Below are 21,121 nucleotides of genomic sequence, written 5' to 3'. Positions count from 1 at the left end.
ACCTATGCCTCTCGTCCACGAAACCGATTACGGCACGCCAGCCTCGACCTCTGAAACCATGGTAACGCTCACCATCGACGGCAACCAGGTGACGGTGCCGGAGGGAACATCCGTCATGCGCGCATCGATGGATGCGGGCATCGAGATCCCGAAGCTCTGCGCCACCGATATGATGGATGCCTTCGGCTCCTGCCGGCTGTGTCTCGTCGAAATCGAGGGCAGGGCCGGTCTGCCGGCCTCGTGCACAACGCCGGTTGCACCTGGCATGGTGGTCTCGACGCAGACGAACCGGCTGAAAGATGTCCGTCGCGGGGTGATGGAACTCTATATCTCCGACCACCCGCTCGACTGTCTGACCTGCGCTGCCAACGGTGATTGCGAGCTGCAGGATATGGCGGGCGCCGTCGGTCTGCGCGACGTGCGCTATGGCTATGATGGCGACAATCACGTCAAGGCGCGCAACAACGGCGATCTCAATCTCAAATGGGCGCCGAAGGACGAATCCAACCCTTATTTCACCTTCGATCCGGCAAAGTGCATCGTCTGCTCGCGCTGCGTGCGCGCCTGCGAGGAAGTGCAGGGCACGTTTGCGCTGACCATCGAGGGGCGTGGTTTCGATTCGCGTGTTTCGGCCGGCATGCATGAAGATTTCGTCTCGTCGGAATGTGTTTCCTGCGGCGCCTGTGTCCAGGCCTGCCCTACGGCGACGCTGATCGAAAAGTCGGTGATCGAGATCGGTCAGCCAGAGCATTCGGTGGTTACGACCTGCGCCTATTGCGGCGTCGGCTGCTCCTTCAAGGCGGAGATGCGGGGCGAAGAACTGGTGCGCATGGTGCCCTGGAAGGATGGGCAGGCGAACCGTGGGCACTCCTGCGTCAAAGGCCGCTTTGCTTATGGTTATTCCAGCCATAAGGACCGCATTCTCAATCCGATGATCCGCGAGAAGATCACCGATCCCTGGCGCGAAGTGACCTGGGACGAGGCGTTCGCGCATGTGGCGTCGGAATTCCGCCGCATCCAGTATCAATATGGGCGCGACTCCGTCGGCGGCATCACATCGTCGCGCTGCACCAACGAAGAAACCTATCTGGTGCAGAAGCTGGTGCGCGCCGGTTTCCGCAACAACAACGTCGACACCTGCGCTCGCGTTTGTCATTCGCCGACCGGCTATGGCCTCGGCCAGGCCTTCGGCACTTCGGCCGGCACACAGAACTTCGACAGCGTCGAGAAGAGCGATGTCGTCGTCATCATCGGCGCCAATCCGACCGATGGCCACCCGGTCTTCGCCTCGCGCCTGAAGAAACGGTTGCGGCAGGGCGCCAAGCTGATCGTCATCGATCCGCGCCGCACCGACATCGTGCGCTCGCCGCATGTTGAAGCGTCCTATCACCTCCCACTGAAACCCGGCACGAACGTCGCGATCCTGACGTCGCTCGCGCATGTCATTGTGACGGAAGGACTGTTCAACGAGGCCTTCATCCGCGAACGTTGCGACTGGTCGGAGTTCGAGGACTGGGCAAGCTTCGTTGCCGAGCCGTATCACAGCCCTGAAGCGTCGGAGAAGTTCACCGGCGTTCCGGCCGATCTGGTGCGCGGTGCCGCGCGTCTCTATGCCACGGGCGGCAATGGTGCGATCTACTACGGCCTCGGCGTCACCGAGCACAGCCAGGGCTCGACCACTGTCATGGCGATCGCCAACCTCGCCATGGTGACCGGCAATATCGGCCGCCCGGGCGTCGGCGTGAACCCGCTGCGCGGCCAAAACAACGTTCAGGGCTCCTGCGACATGGGCTCCTTCCCGCACGAGCTGCCCGGCTATCGCCATATCTCCGATGACGCGACGCGCGACATCTTCGAGAAGCTCTGGGGCGTCAAGATCAGCAACGAGCCGGGCCTGCGCATTCCGAATATGCTGGATGCGGCGGTCGACGGAACGTTCAAGGGCCTCTACGTCCAGGGTGAGGATATCCTGCAGTCCGATCCTGATACGAAGCACGTCGCGGCCGGCCTTGCCGCCATGGAATGCGTCGTCGTTCACGACCTCTTCCTGAACGAGACGGCGAACTACGCGCATGTCTTCCTGCCGGGCTCCAGTTTCCTTGAGAAGGATGGGACCTTCACCAACGCCGAGCGCCGCATCAACCGCGTTCGCAAGGTCATGAGTCCCCGCAACGGCTATGCCGACTGGGAGGTCACGCAGAAGATGGCGCAGGCCATGGGCCTTGCCTGGAACTACACGCACCCTTCCGAGATCATGGATGAGATCGCCGCGACGACGCCGAGCTTCGCGCTTGTCTCCTACGACTACCTGGACAATGTGGGCTCGGTGCAGTGGCCCTGCAATGAGGCACATCCACTGGGCTCGCCGATCATGCATGTCGACGGGTTCGTCCGCGGCAAGGGCAAGTTCATCCGCACCGAATATGTCGCGACCGATGAGCGGACGGGACCGCGCTTCCCGCTGCTGCTGACGACCGGGCGCATCCTCAGCCAGTACAATGTCGGGGCGCAAACGCGTCGCACGGAAAACGTTGTCTGGCATCCCGAGGACCGCCTTGAGATCCATGCGCACGACGCCGAACAACGCGGGATCCGTGATGGCGACTGGATAAAGCTGATGAGCCGCTCGGGTGATACGACGCTGCGCGCGCTGATCACCGACCGGGTTGCGCCCGGTGTCGTCTACACGACCTTCCATCATCCGGATACGCAGGCGAACGTCATCACGACCGACTTCTCCGACTGGGCGACGAACTGCCCGGAATACAAGGTGACGGCCGTGCAGGTTTCGCCTTCCAACGGTCCGACCGACTGGCAGCGCGACTACGACGAGCAGGCCCGCCAGAGCCGCCGGATCGTGAGCAAGCTGGAGCCCGCGGAGTGATGATTGACCGCCCGACCCGCATTGCTGTCAGACGCACCGCCCGCAGCGGCGGTCTGGTCATGCCGGGCGAGCGGCTCGTTCCCGAGGAGGTCCCGATCGCTTTCTCCTATGGCGGCGGCACGCATGCCGTGATGATGGGAACGCCCGGCGATCTCGAGGATTTTGCCATCGGCTTCAGCCTCACCGAAGGGATCATTTCCGATATCGGGCAGGTCGCGGGGATCGAGATCGTTGAAAGCGAGAAGGGCATCGACATCCAGATCTCTCTGGTCGACGAGGCTGCTGCTGCGTTGACAGCCCGGAGACGCAGCATGGCCGGACCCGTCGGCTGCGGGCTCTGCGGGATCGAATCGATCGAGCAGGCCGTCCGCAAGGTTCCTGATGTTGGCGCTGTGTCGCTTCAGGTGACTCACCGCGATATCGTCCAGGCCGTTTCGTTGCTGAACGGGGCGCAGCCCCTACATCGCGAGACGCGCGCCGTACACGGCGCCGGCTTCTACCTGCCTGGCAGGGGGCTGCTGGCGGTGCGCGAAGATGTCGGCCGGCATAACGCGCTCGACAAGCTTTGCGGCGCGATCGTTCGTCAACGGCAATCCGGAACGGAAGGCATGGTTGCAGTTACCAGTCGCCTGTCCGTCGAGATGGTGCAGAAGGCTGCAATCCTCGGCAGCTCCGTACTCGCGGCCATTTCCGCGCCGACCGCACTTGCTATTCGAACGGCCGATGAAGCCGGCATGACCCTCGTTGCGCTCGTGCGTGGCGAGGACTTCGAGATTTTCACGCATCCGCACCGCATCCAGCCAGGAAGCATCTCCGATGTCGCATGATACCCAGTCGAAACTAGTCTACATGGCCAATCAGATCGCGACCTTCTTCAAGAGTCAGCCGGAGAGCGAAGCTGCGCAGGGCGTGGCGACGCACATCAACAAATTCTGGGAGCCGCGCATGCGGCGGCAACTGTTCGAGATCCTGGAGGGTGATGCCCATGGCCTCAGCCCACTCGTTATCCAGGCTGCACCGTTGATCAAACGGCCTGAACCGGCCGCGAGCGCACTTAACTGACCTCGCTGGCGAAGGCGGGCTGTAGCCGCCTCTGGCCAGTCCACCATCACCGCTTTCCCGTATTGCATTGTCGACAAAAAAGCCGCCTCGAAGGCGACTTCTTTCATTTGGATAAGGGGCTAAATCAGGCGGCGAGATCGTCTGTCTCGCTTTCCTTGAACATCTTGGCGAGGTTGAGGAAGCAGATCATGCCGTTCTCCGAGGCGATGATGCCCTCGCAGAAAGCCCGATCGAAGGAGGCCGTGACTTCAGGAACGGGCTGAACCTGGCTGGAGGAGATAGTGAGGATGTCCGAGACGCGATCGACCAGCATGCCGATGACCATGTTGTGGACTTCGGCCACGACAATGGCGCTGCGCTCATTGGCGACCGTGCTCTTCATGCCGAGCTTGAAGGCAAGATCGATGATCGGGATTACCGAGCCGCGCAGGTTCATGACGCCGATGACGTCGGCCGGCGCATGCGGGATCGGCGTTGACGGTGCCCAGCCGCGAATTTCGCGGATTGTCGTCGTCTTCACGCAGAATTCCTGATCGTGCAGTCTGAAGGCAATGATCTCCAGCGTATCGCCGCTGAAGTTCGTGGAATTGATCGTAGCCATTAGTATTGTCCCAACCGTCAAAAGCCAGGGCAGAAGCAACCGGGCCACCATTGGCGCGGATGGACTTTGCCTTCAAACCGCGCGTGCTCTCCTGAGGAGCAGTATCGATACGGTTACTCCGGACCTTAACGGAAGAGTGTTGCCCAAATCTAAATTGAGGCAGCTGATTTTTGGTCAGGTGGAAACGGTAGGCGCCGCGTCATCATTCGTGGATCGTCAAGGAGAATTGCGTCCGGTTTGATGGCGAGGATGCGCTCAAGGCCATGCTGGTCGACCTGGCCCACCGGAAAGGGCGGATATTCCCGCAGCGCGATCGAACGAGGTTGCCCAACCATGACAGCAACGCGCATCCCTGCCTCACGAACCGTGTCAGATAGTGCCGGTGTCGCCGACGCTTGCCACAATCTGAACCAGTCGGCTCCGGCTGCGCGGGCCGCATCAGCACAGGCAGGATCCTCGAGAAATGCCAGGATTGCGATGTCCTTCGACAGACGGCGGATGCTGTCGATCAATGCAATACTGCGCAGTCCAATGAGCGTGCGTCGCATTGCATCATGTTGCGCAACGTCGTCAATGATTTGCGCAATCTGGTCCTCGTGGCTCAGCTTGATGTCCAACAGGATGCCCAAAGGATCAGAGGCTTCCAACGCTTCCCCAAGGGTCATTACGCTTGGCAGCAGGCTGCGCAGTGTCGCAAGATCGAGATCCGATACGGCCCGTGGGTCGTTGCAGAGTCGATGGAGGTCCGGATCGTGGACGCAAACGAGGGCGCCATCCCGCGTCAACCGGATGTCAGTTTCTATCGCGTCAGCTCCAGCTGCCACGGCAGCCTTGAAGGCAAAGATGCTGTTTTCTGCAGCCAGCGCTGCACCCCCGCGATGGGCTACCGCAAGCGGTCCGCGGTCCGGCGCGCCTTTCCACAGGTCTATGGCCATATGTTCCCTTGCAGCGACCTCGACTCATTCGATCGGGCTCACCTTAGGTTTGAAATAGCCGCCGTACCACTTGTCTTTTCGCGGCGCTCCGGCGCTAGGCGAGCGTCTTTTCGATCTGCTCCACCGCCCAGTCGACCTGGCTCTTGGTGATAACAAGCGGCGGGGCGAGGCGGATGGTGTTCTCGTGTGTGTCCTTGGCAAGCAGGCCGCGATCCTTGAGCGTGTAGCAATACTGGCGGGCGCCGCCGGCTTCCGGCACGAGTTCGACCGCCATCATCAGTCCGCGACCGCGCACGTCCTTGACGATGTTGGAGCGAATGGAACGCAGCCCTTCCAGGAAGTAGTCGCCCATCTTTTCGGCGTTTTCGATCATGCCTTCTTCGGTCAGAACCTTGAGTGCAGCGCGCGCGACGGCGCAGGCAAGCGGATTGCCGCCGAAGGTCGAGCCGTGCTGCCCGGGCTTCAGGACACCGAGCACTTCGGAATTGGAAAGCACGGCCGAGACCGGATAGAAGCCACCGGAGAGGGCCTTGCCGATCAGCGTCACGTCGGCCTCGATCCCCTCGTGCTCTTCGGCCAGCAGCTTGCCGGTGCGCCCGAGGCCAGTCTGGATCTCGTCAAGGATCAGCGTCACCTTGTTCTCGGTGCAGAGTTCGCGCACGCGCTTGAAGTAGCCGGTCGGCGGGATGATAACGCCGGCCTCGCCCTGGATCGGCTCGATCAGGGCAGCGACGGTGTTCTCGTTGATGGCGGCGGCGAATGCTTCGGCATCGCCGAACGGAACTGTCCGGAAACCAGGCGTATAGGGACCGAAGCCGGTGCGCGCATCGGGATCCGTCGAGAAGCTGATGATGCTTAGCGTGCGGCCATGGAAGTTGTCCGCGCAGACGATGATTTCGGCCTTGCCATCCGGTACGCCCTTGACCTCGTAGCCCCACTTGCGCACTGCCTTGATGGCGGTTTCGACGGCTTCGGCGCCCGAGTTCATCGGCAGGATTTTGTGCGAGCCGGTCAGCGCCGCGAGTTCTTCGTAGAGATGCGCGAGCTGGTCGTTGCGGAAAGCGCGTGAGGTCAGCGTCAGCTTGCCGGCCTGCTCGACCATGGCGGCCAGGATCTTCGGATGGCAATGTCCCTGGTTCACAGCCGAATAGGCCGACAGGCAGTCGAGATACCGCTTGCCGTCGGTATCCCAGACGTAGACGCCTTCGCCCCGTGTGAGGACGACATCGAGCGGCTTGTAATTGTGGGCGCCGAGGCGCTGTTCGGTATCGATCAGGTTCTTGGAATTGCTCATGTCTGTTCTCCTCAGGCGGCGCGAGTCGGACGGTCGAAGATGCGGCGGCCAAAGAGGCTTGCGGTCAGCTCCACCAGAATCCGGGCACTTTTGCCGCGGTCGTCGAGGAACGGGTTGAGCTCGACGAGGTCGAGCGAGGAGACGAGGCCGCTATCGCAGAGCATTTCCATGATGAGATGCGCTTCACGGAAGGTCGCGCCGCCGGGAACCGTCGTGCCGACGCCGGGTGCGATCTCCGGATCGAGGAAATCAACGTCGAGGCTTACATGCAGCAGGCCGTTTGTATCGGACACGACGCCAAGGATCTGGCGGATCGCCGCAGCGACGCCTTGTTCGTCAAGCCAGCGCATGTCGAAGACGTTGACCCCATGCTCCTTGATGAGTTCCCGTTCAGACGCATCGACCGAACGGATGCCGACCTGAAAGACGTTGCGTGGATCAACAAACGGGCGATCCTTCGGCAGGATCTCGGCAAGTTCGGCCTGGCCGCAGAAATAGGCGACTGGCATGCCGTGAATGTTGCCGGAGGGAGAGGAATCGGGCGTGTTGAAGTCGGAGTGGGCGTCAAGCCAAAGGACGAAGAGCGGCCGGCCCTGTTGGGCGGCGTAGCGCGCCATTCCGGACACAGTGCCCATCGAGAGGCTGTGATCGCCACCAAGGATCAGCGGAAAGCGTCCGGCTGCGGCGGCCTCATAGACGCCGGCTTCGAGTGCGCGGGTGAATGCGCCGACGACACGCAGATTGTGGGCTTTCGGATGGTTCGGCAGATCACGTGCAGGAACGACATGCACGTCGCCGGCATCGACCACGTCATGGCCAAGATCGATCAGCGTCTGATCGACGCCTGCGATGCGAAGTGCCGCTGGACCCATGCCGGCGCCTCGGCGTCCGGAACCTTCTTCCAGCGGGGCTCCAATAAGCGTAACCGATCTTGCTTGTGGCTGCATGCGTTCTCTCCAACTCGTGTTTTCCGAAGGCATATTGAGATATCGGCGCGGCGACAAATAGATGAAAAAGTGCCGATAATGCGCTATGATTGATCAGTTTGATAAGTGCTTTTTGACAAAGTGACGGCCATGGACGATCTCGATCAAGAACTTCTCAGCGCTTTGCGACATAATGCGCGCACACCGGTTTCATCGCTGGCGGCAATGACCGGTGCATCGCGTGCGACGGTCGCGGCGCGCATCGACCGGCTGGTTGCCAAGGGCACCATAACCGCCTTCACGGTCCGCACGGGCCATGAAACCCGCGCGGCGGGTGTGCGCGCGATCGTCATGATCGAAGTGCTCGGCAAGCTCGCGGACAAGGTCGCCGATCAGCTTCGCGGTCTGCCGCAGGTGCGTGCGCTGCACAGCACCAACGGGAAATGGGATTTCATTGCCGAACTCGAGGACCGCGATCTCGTCTCCTTCGACGAAACGCTGCGCCGGATCCGGCTGATCAATGGCATCAATACCACGGAAACCAACATCCTGCTGAAGACCAGCAAGACCAGCTTCTAATACTCGTGCTCGTAGACGACGCCGGCCTCCCCTTCGCCGTCGCCGCCCGCCCCGGCACGCAGCTTCACACCCCGACCGACGTCGAAATTGATGATCGCCTTGGCGCCGCCCTTGCCGGTGGTCTGCTGCAGTTCGAAATAGGTCCGGTCGTTGAGATAGCGGCCGACGCTGACGCTGGTTCGGCCCTTTGCATCGGTACTGACGTCGAAATCGTCGACGCCAAGCTGGTTGCGCAGACCCTGGAACAGAGATCCTGAACGACCGCCGGCCAATTGGGCGACAGCATCGGCGAGCTGGGCGATCTGAACCGGAGACAGTCGCGACATCGACTGCCCGAAGATCAACTGCGCCAGAACCTCGTCCTGTGGCAAGGCTGGCGACGAAGAGAAGGTGATCGAGGGATCGGTTGCCAGTCCGGTTACATCGACCGTCAGCGTCGTGGAGCCGGAGGTCGAGCTCGCTTCCATATCAAGCGCAGGGGTCAGATCGCCGGCAAAAGTGATGCGGCTTCGGCTGGTGAAATCGAGGCGCCGATTCAGGATCGTCAAGCGACCGCGGCGCATGGTGAAGCCGCCCGAGACGATCGGCTCTGCCGCCGTTCCCCTGATCGTGACGCTGCCACCGAGTTCAGCATCGATGCCGCGGCCACGCACGAAGATCTGTGAGGGAGCGTCCAGCTGAAGATCGAGATTGATGGTGTTGGATTTTGTGCGCGCGCCCTGTTGCGTCTCGTCACGCAACTGCGCGAGAACCGCTTTCGGGGCGTTTACGTGCCGGATGTCGATTTCGCGCAACGACGTCGGCAGTCTCTCGGGGACCGTGATCGAGGCTCTTTCAAGCCGCAGCCTGCCATTCAAGGTGGGGTTGGCGAGCAGCGGACCACGAAGACCGAGCGTGCCGTCAACGGTTGCCACCACGAGTGTTCCGTCGACATAGACGGCCCTGTCGAGCTTGACGTCGATGTTGGCAGGGAAGTTGGAGGCCGGCTGTATCCCGACGCTGCCCGACACCGAGACGCTGCCACCGCTGGCAAGCTGACCTGTGAGCCGCGAGATCACCGCCTCATTGCCGTTGAACCGGATATCCGCAGTCAGATTGTTGATCGCAAGGTTGCGGCGGACATCGACGAACCTTGCGCCGCTCGTCGTCACAGTGCCGTTGATGGACGGAGCGGCGGCAGTTCCGCTGATCTGCAGATTGAGATTGGCCGTGCCGTCGGCAACGAATCCCTGGGCTGCAAGCTGCGTGCTGAGCACGGCGAATGGTAGATTACCGGAAAAGCGCATATCGAGCGCACGATTGCCGGTAATGGTAACACTGCCGCCGCCCCGCAGGGAGAGGCCGCTGTCGCCGGCCAGATTCGTATCAATCGTCAGCCGGTCGTCTTTCAGCCTTCCATTTGCAGCGACACTCAGGGGCGAAAGTCCGGCGCTTCTGGTCTGGCTGGTGGCAGCGCCCCTCCAATCGAGGTCGAAGTCCACAGCCGGCAAAGGCAGCTTGCCTGATGCCTTGACCGAGCCCGAAATGTTGCCTTCGGCAGCCAGCCCCGGCACGAATGCGTTGGCAAGGCCGGCAGGTAGGTTGGAAATGTCTGCATCCACCGCGAGCGATTGGGCATCCTGTCCAGCGATGACGAAGTTGCCGCCGGCCTTCATGGACACGCCGTTGCCGCTCAAATTCGTCGTGAATTCGAGCATGCCGTCTGCAAGCTTTCCGTTGGCGCTTGCCGAGAGTGGCCGGATGCCGGATGCCCTCGTCTGCGTGGTCGCAGCGTCCTTCCAATCCAGCTTGTAATCGATGATCGGATTGACGGGCGTCCCCGACGTTTTCGCCGTTCCTGATATTGTTCCTTCCGCGCCGAGGTTCGGGACGAAGCCATTGGCGAGGCTTGCAGGCAGATCCGCGATGTCAGCGTCGACCGAGAGGCCCTGGACGCTGGCGCCTTGCAGGTTTGCCGTTCCCTTTGCCTTTAGCAGGGTACTGCGACTGCTGTTCAACGTGGCGTCAAAGGAGATCTTGTTGTCGGCGAGGTTGCCGGCCGCATTCAGCCGAAGACCGGAAAGGCCGGCAGCCCTCGTCTGACGGGTCCCGGCATTGTTCCAATCGAGCTTGAAGTCGACCGCAGGAATGGGGAGCGAGCCGGAGGCGGTCGCCGTGCCGGAGATCGTTCCTTCAGCCCCGAGATCAGGCATGAAGTTGTTCGCCAGCGCGGCGGGAAGGTTGCTTAGCGTCGCATCCGCCTGCAGGCCCTTCACGACCGTTCCCTCAACCGTAACCTTGCCCTTCGCCTTCAGAGCAGAGCCGCCATCGCCGTCGAGATTTGTCTCGAAATCGAGGGTGTTGTTGGCGAAAGTGCCCTTGGCACCGAGCGCAAGGGCGGAGAGGCGTGCCGCCTTGGTCTGGGTGGTCGCGAGATCCTTCCAGCTGAGGTCGAAGTTTGCCGTTGGCTGTTGCAACGTTCCGGAGGCGGACGCCGTGCCGGAGATCGTGCCGCTGGCGCCGAGGTTCGGAACGAAGGCGTTTGCGAGGCCTGCGGGAACGTTGCGTATCGTCGCGTCCGCTGTCAGGCTCTCGATTTTTGTTCCCGCCAGCGAAACGTTGCCGGAGGCGCTCAATGCCACGCCGCCATTCGCCGACAGCTCGCTCTGCACGGTCAATTTTTCATCCGCGAAGTTGCCTTTTGCCGTCAGAGTGATGCCGGCCAGGCGGGCTGCCTTCGTGTGGCTCGTCGCGGCGTCCTTCCAGGCGAGATCGAAGGTCGCTGTCGGTGTCGGCAACTTGCCAGAGGCCGACACCGTACCCGATATCATGCCCTCAGCGGCAAGATTCGGGACGAAACCGTTGGCCAGAGCAGCGGGAATGTTGGCGAGTTGCCCGTCAATTTTCAGCGTCTGGGCGTCGGCGCCGGCAACGACGAAATTGCCGTTCGCCTGTATAGACATGCCGCCGCTAGCGCGCGCATCAGCGTCGAAGTTGAGAATATTGTCCTTGAGGTTGCCACTTGCCGTCAGCCCGAGCGATGAGAGCTTGGCACTTCTGGTCTGGCTCGTTGCGGCGTTCTTCCAATTCAGCTTGAAGTCGACCGCAGGGGCGGGCAGCTTTCCGGCTGCAGTGACGGTGCCGGAGATCGAACCTTCGGCGGCAAGCGCGGGAACAAGTGCATTCGCCAATCCGGCCGGTATGTTGACGATATCGGCATCGACCTTCAGCGATTGCGCATTCGGGCCGCCCGTCACGACGTTGCCGCCCGCTTTCAGCGATACGCCACCTTTGCCCGCGAGGTTCGTTTCGAAATTGAGCGTGTTGTCGGCGAATGTCCCGTTTGCAACGATCGCCAGTGGCGAAAGACCGGCGCCCTTCGTCTGGCTGGTGGCCGCGTCCTTCCAATCCAGATCAAAGTTGGCAATCGGCGCTGCCGGCGTGCCGGTCACGGTAACCTTGCCCGAGATCGTGCCTGCGGCATCGAGTTGCGGGACGAAGCTATTGGCAAGGCTTGCCGGCAGATCCCGTATGTCAGCCTTGATATCCAGAGTTTCGCCGACCGTACCGCTGACGTGAACCGAGCCGTCGCCGGTCTTCAGTTCCACGGCGCTCAGCGTCACGGTGCCGCCACTGATCGAAACCTCCGACGGTGCTGCAAGCTCTACCGGAATGTTGCGGGGTTTCGCCAAGAAGCGGTCGAGGCGAAGCAGCGTCGTGCCGGCGTTCACCTCGACGCTGCCGGATGCGACCAACGGATTGGCGTCATAAGTGGCGCCGAGATCGAAGTTTGTCCGGTTTTGCTGCTGCGTGAAATTGAGCGCCAGGCTTTCCGCCTTGTTGGGCCCGGAGGAAAGCTCTTGCGCCGTGATTGTGCCCGTCGCGGCAAAGGCCTTGAGGTCGGTAACCGCGACGTTGATATCAGGTCCGACGACGGCAAACGTATCGCGCTTCAGGCCGCTGCCGGACGCGACAACTTTGAGGGCGATCTTACCGTTGTCGTTGGCGATATCGACCGATCCCTTCAGGTCACCCTGCGCCTTCTGTCCGCCCAGTGCCGCGAGAAGACCGATATCAGGGAAGTCAAACGTCGCCTGTCCGGTCGGCGCGAAAGCAGGAGATAGTTCGATATGGCCCGTCAGGCGATTGTTGCCGACGTCGGCGGCGATCGACGGAAGTTGCACTTTCCCGTCCACCACTTGAACAGCCGTGGCGATATTGATTGGCTGCTCGTCGATCGTGCCCTTGGCGGTGATGTCAGCCTGTGGCGCCTTCGGGTCCGCGCTTCCGGAAACGTTGATGTCAAGCTGCTTGACCTGCCGGCCCGCCATCATCAGTGACGGCCCTTTGATATTGGCTGCCACTGCGAGTGCGGAGATATTGCCTTTTGCGCTCAGCTGATAATTCAATTCGCCCGCTGCGCCTTGCAGCAGGGTCTGAATATCTGGAACGCGGCCTGAGAGATTGGCATCGAGCATGTCTTCGTCGAGCACGACCCCGCCGGTGGCCTCGAGAGCGTTCGACTTGATGGAAAGGTTCGAGATGTTGAACTTCGAGGGAACCGTTCCCGCGACCTGGCCCTCAATCACGATCGGTGCGTTGAAACGCGTGGCGACGGCAGGCGGCAGAGCCGCCGGCTGGACGGTCAGCTTGACGTTACCGGTCATCGAGCTGGCGCTTAATTTGTAGGAACCGTTGACGCTTGCGTTCGCAGCCGCGCTTTCGATCGTCGCGCCATTGAAGCCAAGCGCATCGGCCGAGATTTGCAGTGGCAACGTTATCGTGACTGGGGCTTGAATTGCCCGGTTGATGTCGGGATTGACGAATGAGGCGTCACCGGCGGCGAGGGTAATCTGAACACTTCCCGAGCGACCGGCGAGATTGAAGTTGTCGCTCTTTGCCGTGAGCTTCACATTGCCGATCGTTGCCTGCGGCAAGGCCGCGGAATCGAGGGAAGCGCTCGCATTCAAGCGCGAGGCCTTGGCGTCGCCGGTCAATGAAAGATTGATACCGGAGATGAGGAAACGCGCTTCGCCGTCTGCGAGCGGCCAACGGAAATCGACCGGTCCCGACGTTCCCAGGAGATTGGCGTTCAGGCTGTTGTTGTGCTTTGGATCCAGAGTGCCGGATGCGGCGATGACAACGGCTCCGGTGGCGAGATTGCCGGTTTGGATGTCGATCTTGCCCCTGTTGTCGAAGTTCGCGGCGACATCGATGTTCGTCTGCCCGGCAAACAGCGGCCGGAAGGCGGCCGGGAGCAGAGAGCTGAGATCGCCGCCACCCTTAAGGTCAAGGTGGTGCAGGTTCTCAGGCGTCAGCGTATGGTGTGCTTCGATCGAGGCGCGCTGCTGTCCGTCCAGCGCGGCCTGGAGTTGGCCTCGCCAATCCGAAATCGGTCCGTCTCCGGTAAGCCCGATTTCCAGGGCAGGGTTATCAGGGAGTGCCAGCAGGCCTGCGAGCAGTCCACCCTTCGGTTCGGTCAGCTTTGCCTTCAGTCGCAACTGATTGCGATCCGGCATGAAGGCGGCATCGGCGATCAGCTTTGCATCCGGAACATCGTGACGATGAACGTTGATCGATGCGTTCGCACCTTCGTTGTCGGCGCGCACGCTGCCGTCCGCTGCCAGCGAGAAGGCTCGCCCGATCAGAGACTGGGCAAGGCTGATTTCGGGCAAGGCAATTTTGTCGATGTCGATCTTGATCGGCAGCGAAAAGCCGCTGTCGCCTTCGCCTGCCGCGGCTGGACGCGACGGGAGCGTCCGGACGGGTTGCCGCAGGATATGGATTGCCGACGCTTCGACACTTCTGGCGTGGAATCTGCCAGTCAGCAGCGCCAGGGGATTCCAGTCTATGGCAAGCCCGTCGATCTGCGCGAAGACGCCCTTCGTGTCAGAGAGCACGATCTGGCTCGCGCGCAGTCCGCCGGTCAGCAGCCCCTCCGGTTCTTGAACCTTGATGGTCATATCCCGGTTCGAGAGGCTTGAGGCGACCCTGTCGGTGACGATGCGCGCCCCAAAGGATGTGAAGCCCAAGACACCGATGGCGATGGCAAGCAGGACCAGGGCGGCACCAGCGGAGTACCCGAGCAGCCGCACGATCCAGTTCAAGATTTTCGCCAGTGTCTGCATGGTCGCGGACATTACTCCGTTTCTATGACGGCTCAAGGCGAACGAAGTGCCACGAGCCGCGAGTGCGTTTAGAATGACTGACCGATGCCGGCATAGATGCCGTAATCCGTGCCACCCTCGTACTTGTTGAGCGGTACCGCGAAATCAAGCCGCAGCGGACCAAACGGCGTCGCGTAGCGAATGCCGATGCCCGCACCGGCCCGAACGTCGGAAAAGTCGGGCGCAATGTCGGCCGAAACCGTCCCAACGTCGATGAAGGGCACGATGCCGATCGTATCGGTGATCTTCACCCGCGTCTCGAACGAGGCAGTGACATAGGAGGCGCCACCGGTCTCTTCGTTGTCATCGTTTCGCGGCGAGATTTCCTGGTAGCCGTAGCCGCGCACCGAGCCACCGCCGCCGGCAAAGAATCGACGTGTGGCGGGAATGTTCTGGAGGTCATCCGCCCCCAGAAGAAAGCCCGCGGAGAGCTTGCCGGCGAGAACGATACGGTCTTCCGCCCCCAGGCCATGATAACCTGAGATCGAGCCCTCGAATCCGGAGAAGAAAGTCCCGTTATAAGCCTCGTAGCTTGGCGTTGCCTTCAGTGTCGCCCGATAGCCTTCGGTCGGGTCGAACTTGTTGTCGCGGGCATCGCGCTCGTACAGGAAGGGCAGTGAGAAGGTCAGGTAGCTGTTGTTGCCGAAGGCATCGTCGTCGCGTTCCCAGCTCACCTCGCCGGAACCAGTGATCGTATCCAGATCGGATAGCTCATAGGAGAGCCCGAGAGAGGCGGTAACGAGCCTTGCCGTGTAGGCGTCGGGATTCTCGGTCTTGGCCAGGATACTGGCCCGTAGGGTCGCGGCCGGAGAAAACGCGCCAGGTTTGGTGAAGCCAACGCCGGCTGAGTAGTCGAGATCGCCAATGTTGGTCGTTTCGCCCAGTCGGCCTACGGATCCTTCGATGCGTAGCGATTCGGCTTCTCCGAAAAGATTGCGATGGCCCCAGTAGCCGTTGATGCCGAAGCCGTCCGTTGTCGAATATTGAGCGCCGACGCCGAGGTAGCGCTGCTTGCCTTCCGACACCTCGATGGTCATCGGCAATGTCCCGTCCGGTGCCAAAGCGTCTGCCTCATGAATGGTGACGCTGGAGAACACCCCCAGCGCGCGCAGTCGGTCACCGGCCTTTTTCAACGCCTCGGGTGAGTACTGTTCGCCCCTGTTCAGCCGCGAATAGCGCTGGATGAAGCCAGGGCGAACGGCCTTCTCGCCGGTAACGCCGACATCGCCGACTGGCGCGACCGGGCCGCCCTCGGCGGCGAGAACGACATCGACGGTATCCGTCCTGTGGTCGGCTACGACTTTGCGGGTCGTCAGCTTCGCCAGGGGTCGGCCTTCGCTTTTCAGCTGTTCGACGATCCTGTCCCCGGCCTTGATGATCGTCAATGAACCGGCTGTGTCGCCCGGAGCAAGATCGTAGTCTGCCGGATTGCGGCCGGCAGCGTCGCCGCCGAACTGCACTTCGCGGACCTTGAAGACCGGGCCTGCTGCGACATTGATTGTCACCGGAACCGGGCGCGAGCGATTGAAGGTCGGATTAGGCGGAAGGGCGTCTATATCGCGGCCATCGACCCTGATCGTCACCACGCCGCCGTAGCGAGCCTTCTCGAAGAGGGCGGCGAGCAGCCGTTCACGGTCGTCCCTGGCCTTGATCACGACTCCGAGGTCGCCTGAGACGGGCCGGTCCTTGTCGCCTACCAGACGGGAACTGTTTTCCAGCGCTTCCTTGAGATCGGGATCGTTCGCGTCGGTTGTCAGCGTTACGTCGTAGCGAACCGGATCAGGCACTTGATCGCTGGCGGAGTCGTCATCCTTGCCCCATAAAGTGATACCGAAAAGTTTGAAGGCGAAAGCGTCCGAGACGACAGCCGGCGAAAATGCGAACGCAGCCGCGACGACCAACATGGTGCCTACGCGCCGATACGCTATACCCGGTTTCGGTGCCGTCCCTCTGATTTGCATCCGCCGCTTTTGGTTACACAAGAATTAAGCTTCGCGCCCCCCGGCCGGCGGCAACCTTAGCGGCAAAATTCCTCGACGTGTACCGTTTTGAATCGCTTAGCCGCTGAAATGGTGGAAAAAATGAAAAATCCCGGGCTGTAAACCCGGGATGTCGACATGATTTTGCGTTGGCTCAATAGCCGCCGCGGCAATCGTCGATGTAACGTCGACCATATTGGTCGCGATAATAGCACTGTCCCGGCTGCTCAGCGACGCGCCCGATAAGGGCACCGGAAACGCCGCCGATCGCCGCGCCGACGGCGGCTCCGCGTACATTTCCCGTCACTGCGCCCCCGATGATCGCGCCAGACGCAGCACCGATGCCAGCGCCCTGCTGGGTTGGTGTACAGCTTGCGATCGAAAGTCCAATCAAAGCGAATGCAACAATCTTCTTAATCAATTTCTTCTCCTGATGGTCGCCCTCAAAGAGCGGTGGCCGTCCCTGATTCTTGTTTTTGTCATGCTAGTCGTCAAACTGTGGCGCAAAAAGAGCAAGCTGCGTTCGGCGCTTATTTTTTCGCAGAATTGCTGTTGCAACTTCGGCCTCAATTCGGTGCAACCGAACACGGCGAATTTAACTAGCCTCCCTAAAGTAGTGGTTGATCCCAAAGCGAAAACGTCAAATGATACCGTTCGTGCCTGGAGGAGGCGCGAGGAGGAAATCATGGCGAAAGTGAAACTGACGGTGAACGGCCGGGCAGTCAGTGGTGACTGTGAAGAGCGTACGCTTCTTGTCCATTTTATTCGCGAAAAACTCGGTCTGACGGGAACGCACGTCGGCTGCGATACCAACCAATGCGGTGCCTGCGTCGTTCACATGGATGGCAAATCCGTGAAGAGCTGCTCGATCCTTGCCGTCCAGGCGTCGGGTTCGACGATCACGACTATCGAGGGCCTTGCCAACAACGGTGAATTGCATCCTGTTCAAGCCGCTTTCAAGGAGCATCACGGTCTGCAATGCGGTTTCTGCACGCCGGGCATGGTGATGACGGCTGTCGACATGATTTCGCGCCACGGCGGCGATCTGGACGAAAAGACGGTCCGTCATGAACTCGACGGCAATATCTGTCGATGCACCGGCTACCACAACATCGTCAAAGCCGTTCTGTCTGCCAACGAGCAGATGCGCGGCACTGCCAAGCAGGCGGCCGAATAGCTCTCAGGAATTGTCTGGCTGACTGCCGAACAGGATTCACTTTGGCGGAATGCCGGGCCCGAAACCCCATTGGGAGGACATTATGGGTGTTGAAGGAATTGGTGCACGCGTCGCGCGAAAGGAAGACAAACGGTTCTTGACCGGCAAGGGCCGCTATACCGACGACATGGTCGTGCCGGGAATGAAATTCGCCTATTTCATCCGCAGTCCGCATGCGCACGCCAAGATCAAAGGGATTGATGCGGCATCGGCAAAGGCCATGCCCGGCGTCATCGACGTGCTCGACGGCAAGCAGTTGCTCGCTGACGGGATCGGCAACCTCATCTGCGGCTGGATGATCCATTCGAAGGATGGTTCGCCGATGAAGATGGGCGCCTGGCGCCCGCTTGCGGTGGAGACCGTCCGCTACGTCGGCGATGCCGTCGCGTTGATCGTCGCTGATTCGCTTGCGGAGGCACGGGACGCTGCAGAAGCCGTCGTCGTCGATTATGAGGAATTGCCGGTTGTCGTCGAGGCGGTCGAGGCGCTGAAATCAGGGGCGCCGCAGCTCCATCCCGAAGCTCAGAACAACCTGATCTTCGACTGGGAACTTGGCGACGGCGCTGCGACCGACAAGGCTATTTCCGAAGCGGCACACGTCACGGAAATCGAGATTCACAACAATCGCCTCTCTCCGAATGCGATGGAGCCGCGGGCTGCGCTCGGGATCTACGATGCTGCCGAGGATCACTACACCTGCTATACGACGAGCCAGAACCCGCACGTCGCCCGTCTGGTGATGAGCGCCTTCTACAACGTCGCGCCGGAGAACAAGCTGCGGGTGATTGCTCCGGACGTCGGCGGCGGCTTTGGATCGAAGATCTACATCTACCCCGAAGAAATCGTCTGCCTCTGGGCCTCCAAGAAGACAGGCGTGCCGGTGAAATGGAATTCCGACCGCACCGAAGCCTTCCTGACCGATGCGCATGGCCGCGACCACGTCTCCAAGGTGAAGATGGCCTTTGACAGCGAGCACCGCATCATCGGGCTGAAGGTCGACACCATCTGCAATCTCGGCGCCTATATGTCGCTGTTCTCGTCGGCGGTCCCGACCTACCTCTATGCAACTCTCCTATCCGGCCAATACGACATTCCGGCCATCCATGCCAATGTGCGCACGGTCTATACCAATACTGCACCCGTCGATGCCTATCGAGGCGCCGGCCGGCCGGAGGCAACCTTCCTGCTCGAGCGGACGATGGAAACGGCAGCCCGCGAGCTCGGCATCTCGCCGGCCGAGCTGCGGCGGAAGAATTTCATCCGCTCCTTCCCGCATCAGACACCTGTTATCATGAACTATGACGCGGGTGATTACGAAGCATCCCTCAATGCTGCCATGCAGGCCGCCGACTGGAGCGGGTTCGCGGCGCGCAAGGCCGAGGCGGCGAGCCGCGGCCTGAAGCGCGGTCTCGGCATGAGTTGCTACATCGAGGCTTGTGGAATTGCTCCCTCGCAGGCGGTCGGCTCGCTTGGCGCCGGCGTCGGCTTGTGGGAATCGGCGGAGGTACGCGTCAATGCGGTAGGCACGATAGAAGTGCTCACTGGATCCCACAGCCACGGGCAGGGCCACGAGACGACCTTCGCCCAGCTGGTTTCGGATCGCCTCGGCGTTCCGCTGGAAAGCGTGTCGATCGTTCATGGCGACACCGACAAGGTGCAGATGGGGATGGGTACCTACGGCTCACGCTCGGGCGCCGTCGGGATGTCTGCCGTGGTCAAGGCGCTCGACAAGGTCGAAGCCAAGGCCAAAAAGATTGCCGCCCATTTGATGGAGGCCGACGAGGGCGATATCGTCATCGAGAACGGCGAGGTGAAGGTCGCCGGGACCGACAAGAGCCTTCCGTGGTTCCAGGTGGCGCTCGCCGCCTACACCGCGCACAATCTGCCGGGCGGCATGGAGCCGGGGCTGAAGGAGACCGCCTTCTACGACCCCTCCAATTTCACCTTCCCGGCCGGCTGCTACATCTGCGAGGTCGAGGTCGATCCGGAAACCGGCAAGACAGAGATCATCCAGTTCGTCGCGGCGGACGATTTCGGCAACATCATCAACCCGATGATCGTTGAAGGTCAGGTACATGGCGGTATCGCACAGGGTATCGGTCAGGCCCTGCTCGAGGCCGTGCATTATGACGAGAACGGTCAGCTGTTGACGGCAAGTTTCATGGACTATGCCATGCCGCGCGCCGACGACCTACCGTCGTTCAAGGTCTCGCATCAGGTAACGCCGTCCCCGAGCAATCCGCTCGGCATCAAGGGGTGCGGCGAGGCCGGTGCGATCGGGTCTCCCCCGGCACTCATCAATGCCATCACCGATGCCATCGGCAACAACATGCTGACGATGCCCGCCACCCCGCAGAAGGTGTGGATGGCAGCGCGCGCGGTTCATTGAGGAGAAACGACGATGTATCAGACCAACTATCACCGCGCGTCCTCGGTCGATGAAGCCGTCAGGATGATTTCGGGAACGTCGGAAGGCAAATATGTCTCCGGCGGCATGACATTGATCCCGACGATGAAGCAACGCCTCGCCGCGCCGAGCGACCTTGTCGATCTCAGGCACATCCCGGCGATGCAGGGCATCAAGATCGACGGCCGCAAGGTAACGATCGGGGCGGCGACGCCGCACGCCGAAGTCGCCGCGTCGGCGGCATTGCGGGCGGTCTGCCCCGCGATCTGCGACCTCGCCGGCATGATCGGCGATCCGCATGTCCGCCACATGGGCACGATCGGCGGCTCGATCGCCAACAACGACCCTGCGGCGGACTATCCCTCGGCGATGCTGGCGTTGAATGCCCGCATCATCACCAACAAGCGTGAGATCCGAGCTGACGATTTTTTCACCGGTCTGTTCGAGACGGCATTGGAGGATGGCGAGCTGGTCACGGCGATAAGCTTCGGGGTGCCTGAAAAAGCAGGCTACTCGAAGTTTCCAAATCCGGCATCGCGCTATGCAATGACGGGGGTCTTCGTTGCCAAAGGTGCCGATGGCGTGCGGGTTGCCGTTACCGGGGCAGGATCCAACGGCGTCTTTCGTGAGACGGCCATGGAGGCCGCGCTCAACGCGAACTGGTCTTCCGGCTCCGTCGCTGGTGTCGATGTCAATCCGGCCGGGCTGATGTCGGACCTGCATACCAGTGCGGAATATCGCGCCAACCTGATCAAAGTGATGGCCAAACGCGCCGTCGCCGAGGCGGGCTAATGAAACGAGCATGATCGCGAGGTGGCGTTGCTGCCTCGCTGCGTCTGGCCAAAACGAGTTTTTTCGAATTAATATAATTCAAGACTATGGGCCTTTTGCCGCAGTTGATGGTAAAGCGGGGGCAAAGGGTTGACGTACGTGCGACCGTTGGCAAAAAACGGTCGCACGATACTGGAGCAGATGATGGATTTCGAAGCATTTTTCAAAAGCGAGTTGGACGGGCTTCACGCTGAAGGCCGCTATCGCGTTTTTGCTGATCTTGAGCGTCACCGCGGCAGCTTTCCGCGCGCCACGCGGCAC

General features: G+C 61.2%; 14 protein-coding genes. 7 read left to right on the top strand and 7 right to left on the bottom strand.

Going from position 1 to position 21,121, the window contains the following annotated elements; all coding sequences use genetic code 11:
* Positions 1 to 4: 4 nt before the first annotated feature.
* Genes fdhF through ATY80_RS13500 form a run of 3 tightly spaced genes read left to right on the top strand, consistent with a single transcriptional unit; the run spans position 5 to position 3,946 of the window.
* A complete protein-coding gene (gene fdhF, locus ATY80_RS13510) occupies positions 5 to 2,884 on the top strand; it encodes a formate dehydrogenase subunit alpha (RefSeq protein ID WP_088692919.1) in 2,880 nt (959 codons plus the stop codon).
* Positions 2,884 to 3,711 carry a formate dehydrogenase accessory sulfurtransferase FdhD gene (gene fdhD, locus ATY80_RS13505; RefSeq protein ID WP_088692918.1) on the top strand — a complete coding sequence of 276 codons (828 nt, stop codon included), beginning with the start codon at positions 2,884 to 2,886 and terminating at the stop codon, positions 3,709 to 3,711. Before fdhF ends, fdhD begins: the two co-directional genes overlap by 1 nt.
* Positions 3,701 to 3,946: a formate dehydrogenase subunit delta gene (locus tag ATY80_RS13500; protein WP_088692917.1), complete on the top strand. Its 246-nt coding sequence runs from the start codon at positions 3,701 to 3,703 to the stop codon at positions 3,944 to 3,946. Before fdhD ends, ATY80_RS13500 begins: the two co-directional genes overlap by 11 nt.
* A 124-nt stretch (positions 3,947 to 4,070) precedes the next feature.
* On the opposite strand, the gene ATY80_RS13495 is transcribed toward ATY80_RS13500, so the two are convergent.
* The 4 genes from ATY80_RS13495 to rocF all read right to left on the bottom strand — a co-directional run bounded on the left by ATY80_RS13495 (position 4,071) and on the right by rocF (position 7,723).
* Complete coding sequence (locus tag ATY80_RS13495) at positions 4,071 to 4,547, bottom strand: chemotaxis protein CheW (RefSeq protein ID WP_007796914.1); 477 nt, start codon at positions 4,545 to 4,547, stop codon at positions 4,071 to 4,073.
* A gap of 149 nt (positions 4,548 to 4,696) precedes the next feature.
* A complete protein-coding gene (locus ATY80_RS13490) occupies positions 4,697 to 5,482 on the bottom strand; it encodes a glycerophosphodiester phosphodiesterase family protein (RefSeq protein WP_088692916.1) in 786 nt (261 codons plus the stop codon).
* Between the two features lie 94 nt (positions 5,483 to 5,576).
* Complete coding sequence (gene rocD, locus ATY80_RS13485) at positions 5,577 to 6,776, bottom strand: ornithine--oxo-acid transaminase (RefSeq protein WP_088692915.1); 1,200 nt, start codon at positions 6,774 to 6,776, stop codon at positions 5,577 to 5,579.
* Between the two features lie 11 nt (positions 6,777 to 6,787).
* Positions 6,788 to 7,723: an arginase gene (rocF, locus tag ATY80_RS13480; RefSeq protein ID WP_088692914.1), complete on the bottom strand. Its 936-nt coding sequence runs from the start codon at positions 7,721 to 7,723 to the stop codon at positions 6,788 to 6,790.
* A gap of 129 nt (positions 7,724 to 7,852) precedes the next feature.
* Between rocF and ATY80_RS13475 the strand changes: the two genes are divergently transcribed.
* Positions 7,853 to 8,281 carry an Lrp/AsnC family transcriptional regulator gene (locus ATY80_RS13475; protein WP_088692913.1) on the top strand — a complete coding sequence of 143 codons (429 nt, stop codon included), beginning with the start codon at positions 7,853 to 7,855 and terminating at the stop codon, positions 8,279 to 8,281.
* Here the strand turns inward: ATY80_RS13475 and ATY80_RS13470 are convergent.
* The 3 genes from ATY80_RS13470 to ATY80_RS13460 form a co-directional block, all read right to left on the bottom strand.
* Complete coding sequence (locus tag ATY80_RS13470; RefSeq protein WP_189637164.1) at positions 8,278 to 14,388, bottom strand: translocation/assembly module TamB domain-containing protein; 6,111 nt, start codon at positions 14,386 to 14,388, stop codon at positions 8,278 to 8,280. The genes ATY80_RS13475 and ATY80_RS13470 overlap by 4 nt on opposite strands.
* Before the next feature lie 68 nt (positions 14,389 to 14,456).
* Positions 14,457 to 16,388, bottom strand: a complete 1,932-nt coding sequence (locus ATY80_RS13465; protein ID WP_189637149.1) for an autotransporter assembly complex family protein — start codon at positions 16,386 to 16,388, stop codon at positions 14,457 to 14,459.
* Positions 16,389 to 16,560: 172 nt separating this feature from the next.
* Positions 16,561 to 16,824: a glycine zipper domain-containing protein gene (locus ATY80_RS13460; protein ID WP_088693227.1), complete on the bottom strand. Its 264-nt coding sequence runs from the start codon at positions 16,822 to 16,824 to the stop codon at positions 16,561 to 16,563.
* A 267-nt stretch (positions 16,825 to 17,091) separates the two neighbouring features.
* On the opposite strand from ATY80_RS13460, the gene ATY80_RS13455 reads away from it, so the two are divergent.
* From ATY80_RS13455 to ATY80_RS13445, 3 genes are all read left to right on the top strand, one after another.
* Complete coding sequence (locus ATY80_RS13455; protein ID WP_088692910.1) at positions 17,092 to 17,583, top strand: (2Fe-2S)-binding protein; 492 nt, start codon at positions 17,092 to 17,094, stop codon at positions 17,581 to 17,583.
* An 82-nt stretch (positions 17,584 to 17,665) separates the two neighbouring features.
* Positions 17,666 to 20,011: a xanthine dehydrogenase family protein molybdopterin-binding subunit gene (locus ATY80_RS13450; RefSeq protein ID WP_088692909.1), complete on the top strand. Its 2,346-nt coding sequence runs from the start codon at positions 17,666 to 17,668 to the stop codon at positions 20,009 to 20,011.
* Positions 20,012 to 20,023: 12 nt separating this feature from the next.
* Complete coding sequence (locus ATY80_RS13445; protein WP_088692908.1) at positions 20,024 to 20,821, top strand: xanthine dehydrogenase family protein subunit M; 798 nt, start codon at positions 20,024 to 20,026, stop codon at positions 20,819 to 20,821.
* The last annotated feature ends 300 nt before the right edge of the window (positions 20,822 to 21,121 follow it).

The organism is Rhizobium sp. R711 (assembly GCF_002211365.1).
Taxonomy (GTDB): domain Bacteria; phylum Pseudomonadota; class Alphaproteobacteria; order Rhizobiales; family Rhizobiaceae; genus Rhizobium.
Note: the sequence above shows the minus strand (reverse complement) of the source record. Positions and strands in the feature narration are given on the sequence as shown.

Bases quoted from the DNA above. Each gene is read 5' to 3' on its own strand.
- fdhF (WP_088692919.1), top strand. From the start codon at position 5: ATGCCTCTCGTCCACGAAACCGATTACGGCACGCCAGCCTCGACCTCT.
- fdhD (WP_088692918.1), top strand. From the start codon at position 2,884: ATGATTGACCGCCCGACCCGCATTGCTGTCAGACGCACCGCCCGCAGC.
- ATY80_RS13500 (WP_088692917.1), top strand. From the start codon at position 3,701: ATGTCGCATGATACCCAGTCGAAACTAGTCTACATGGCCAATCAGATC.
- ATY80_RS13495 (WP_007796914.1), bottom strand. From the start codon at position 4,547: ATGGCTACGATCAATTCCACGAACTTCAGCGGCGATACGCTGGAGATC.
- ATY80_RS13490 (WP_088692916.1), bottom strand. From the start codon at position 5,482: ATGGCCATAGACCTGTGGAAAGGCGCGCCGGACCGCGGACCGCTTGCG.
- rocD (WP_088692915.1), bottom strand. From the start codon at position 6,776: ATGAGCAATTCCAAGAACCTGATCGATACCGAACAGCGCCTCGGCGCC.
- rocF (WP_088692914.1), bottom strand. From the start codon at position 7,723: ATGCAGCCACAAGCAAGATCGGTTACGCTTATTGGAGCCCCGCTGGAA.
- ATY80_RS13475 (WP_088692913.1), top strand. From the start codon at position 7,853: ATGGACGATCTCGATCAAGAACTTCTCAGCGCTTTGCGACATAATGCG.
- ATY80_RS13470 (WP_189637164.1), bottom strand. From the start codon at position 14,388: ATGCAGACACTGGCGAAAATCTTGAACTGGATCGTGCGGCTGCTCGGG.
- ATY80_RS13465 (WP_189637149.1), bottom strand. From the start codon at position 16,388: ATGCAAATCAGAGGGACGGCACCGAAACCGGGTATAGCGTATCGGCGC.
- ATY80_RS13455 (WP_088692910.1), top strand. From the start codon at position 17,092: ATGGCGAAAGTGAAACTGACGGTGAACGGCCGGGCAGTCAGTGGTGAC.
- ATY80_RS13450 (WP_088692909.1), top strand. From the start codon at position 17,666: ATGGGTGTTGAAGGAATTGGTGCACGCGTCGCGCGAAAGGAAGACAAA.
- ATY80_RS13445 (WP_088692908.1), top strand. From the start codon at position 20,024: ATGTATCAGACCAACTATCACCGCGCGTCCTCGGTCGATGAAGCCGTC.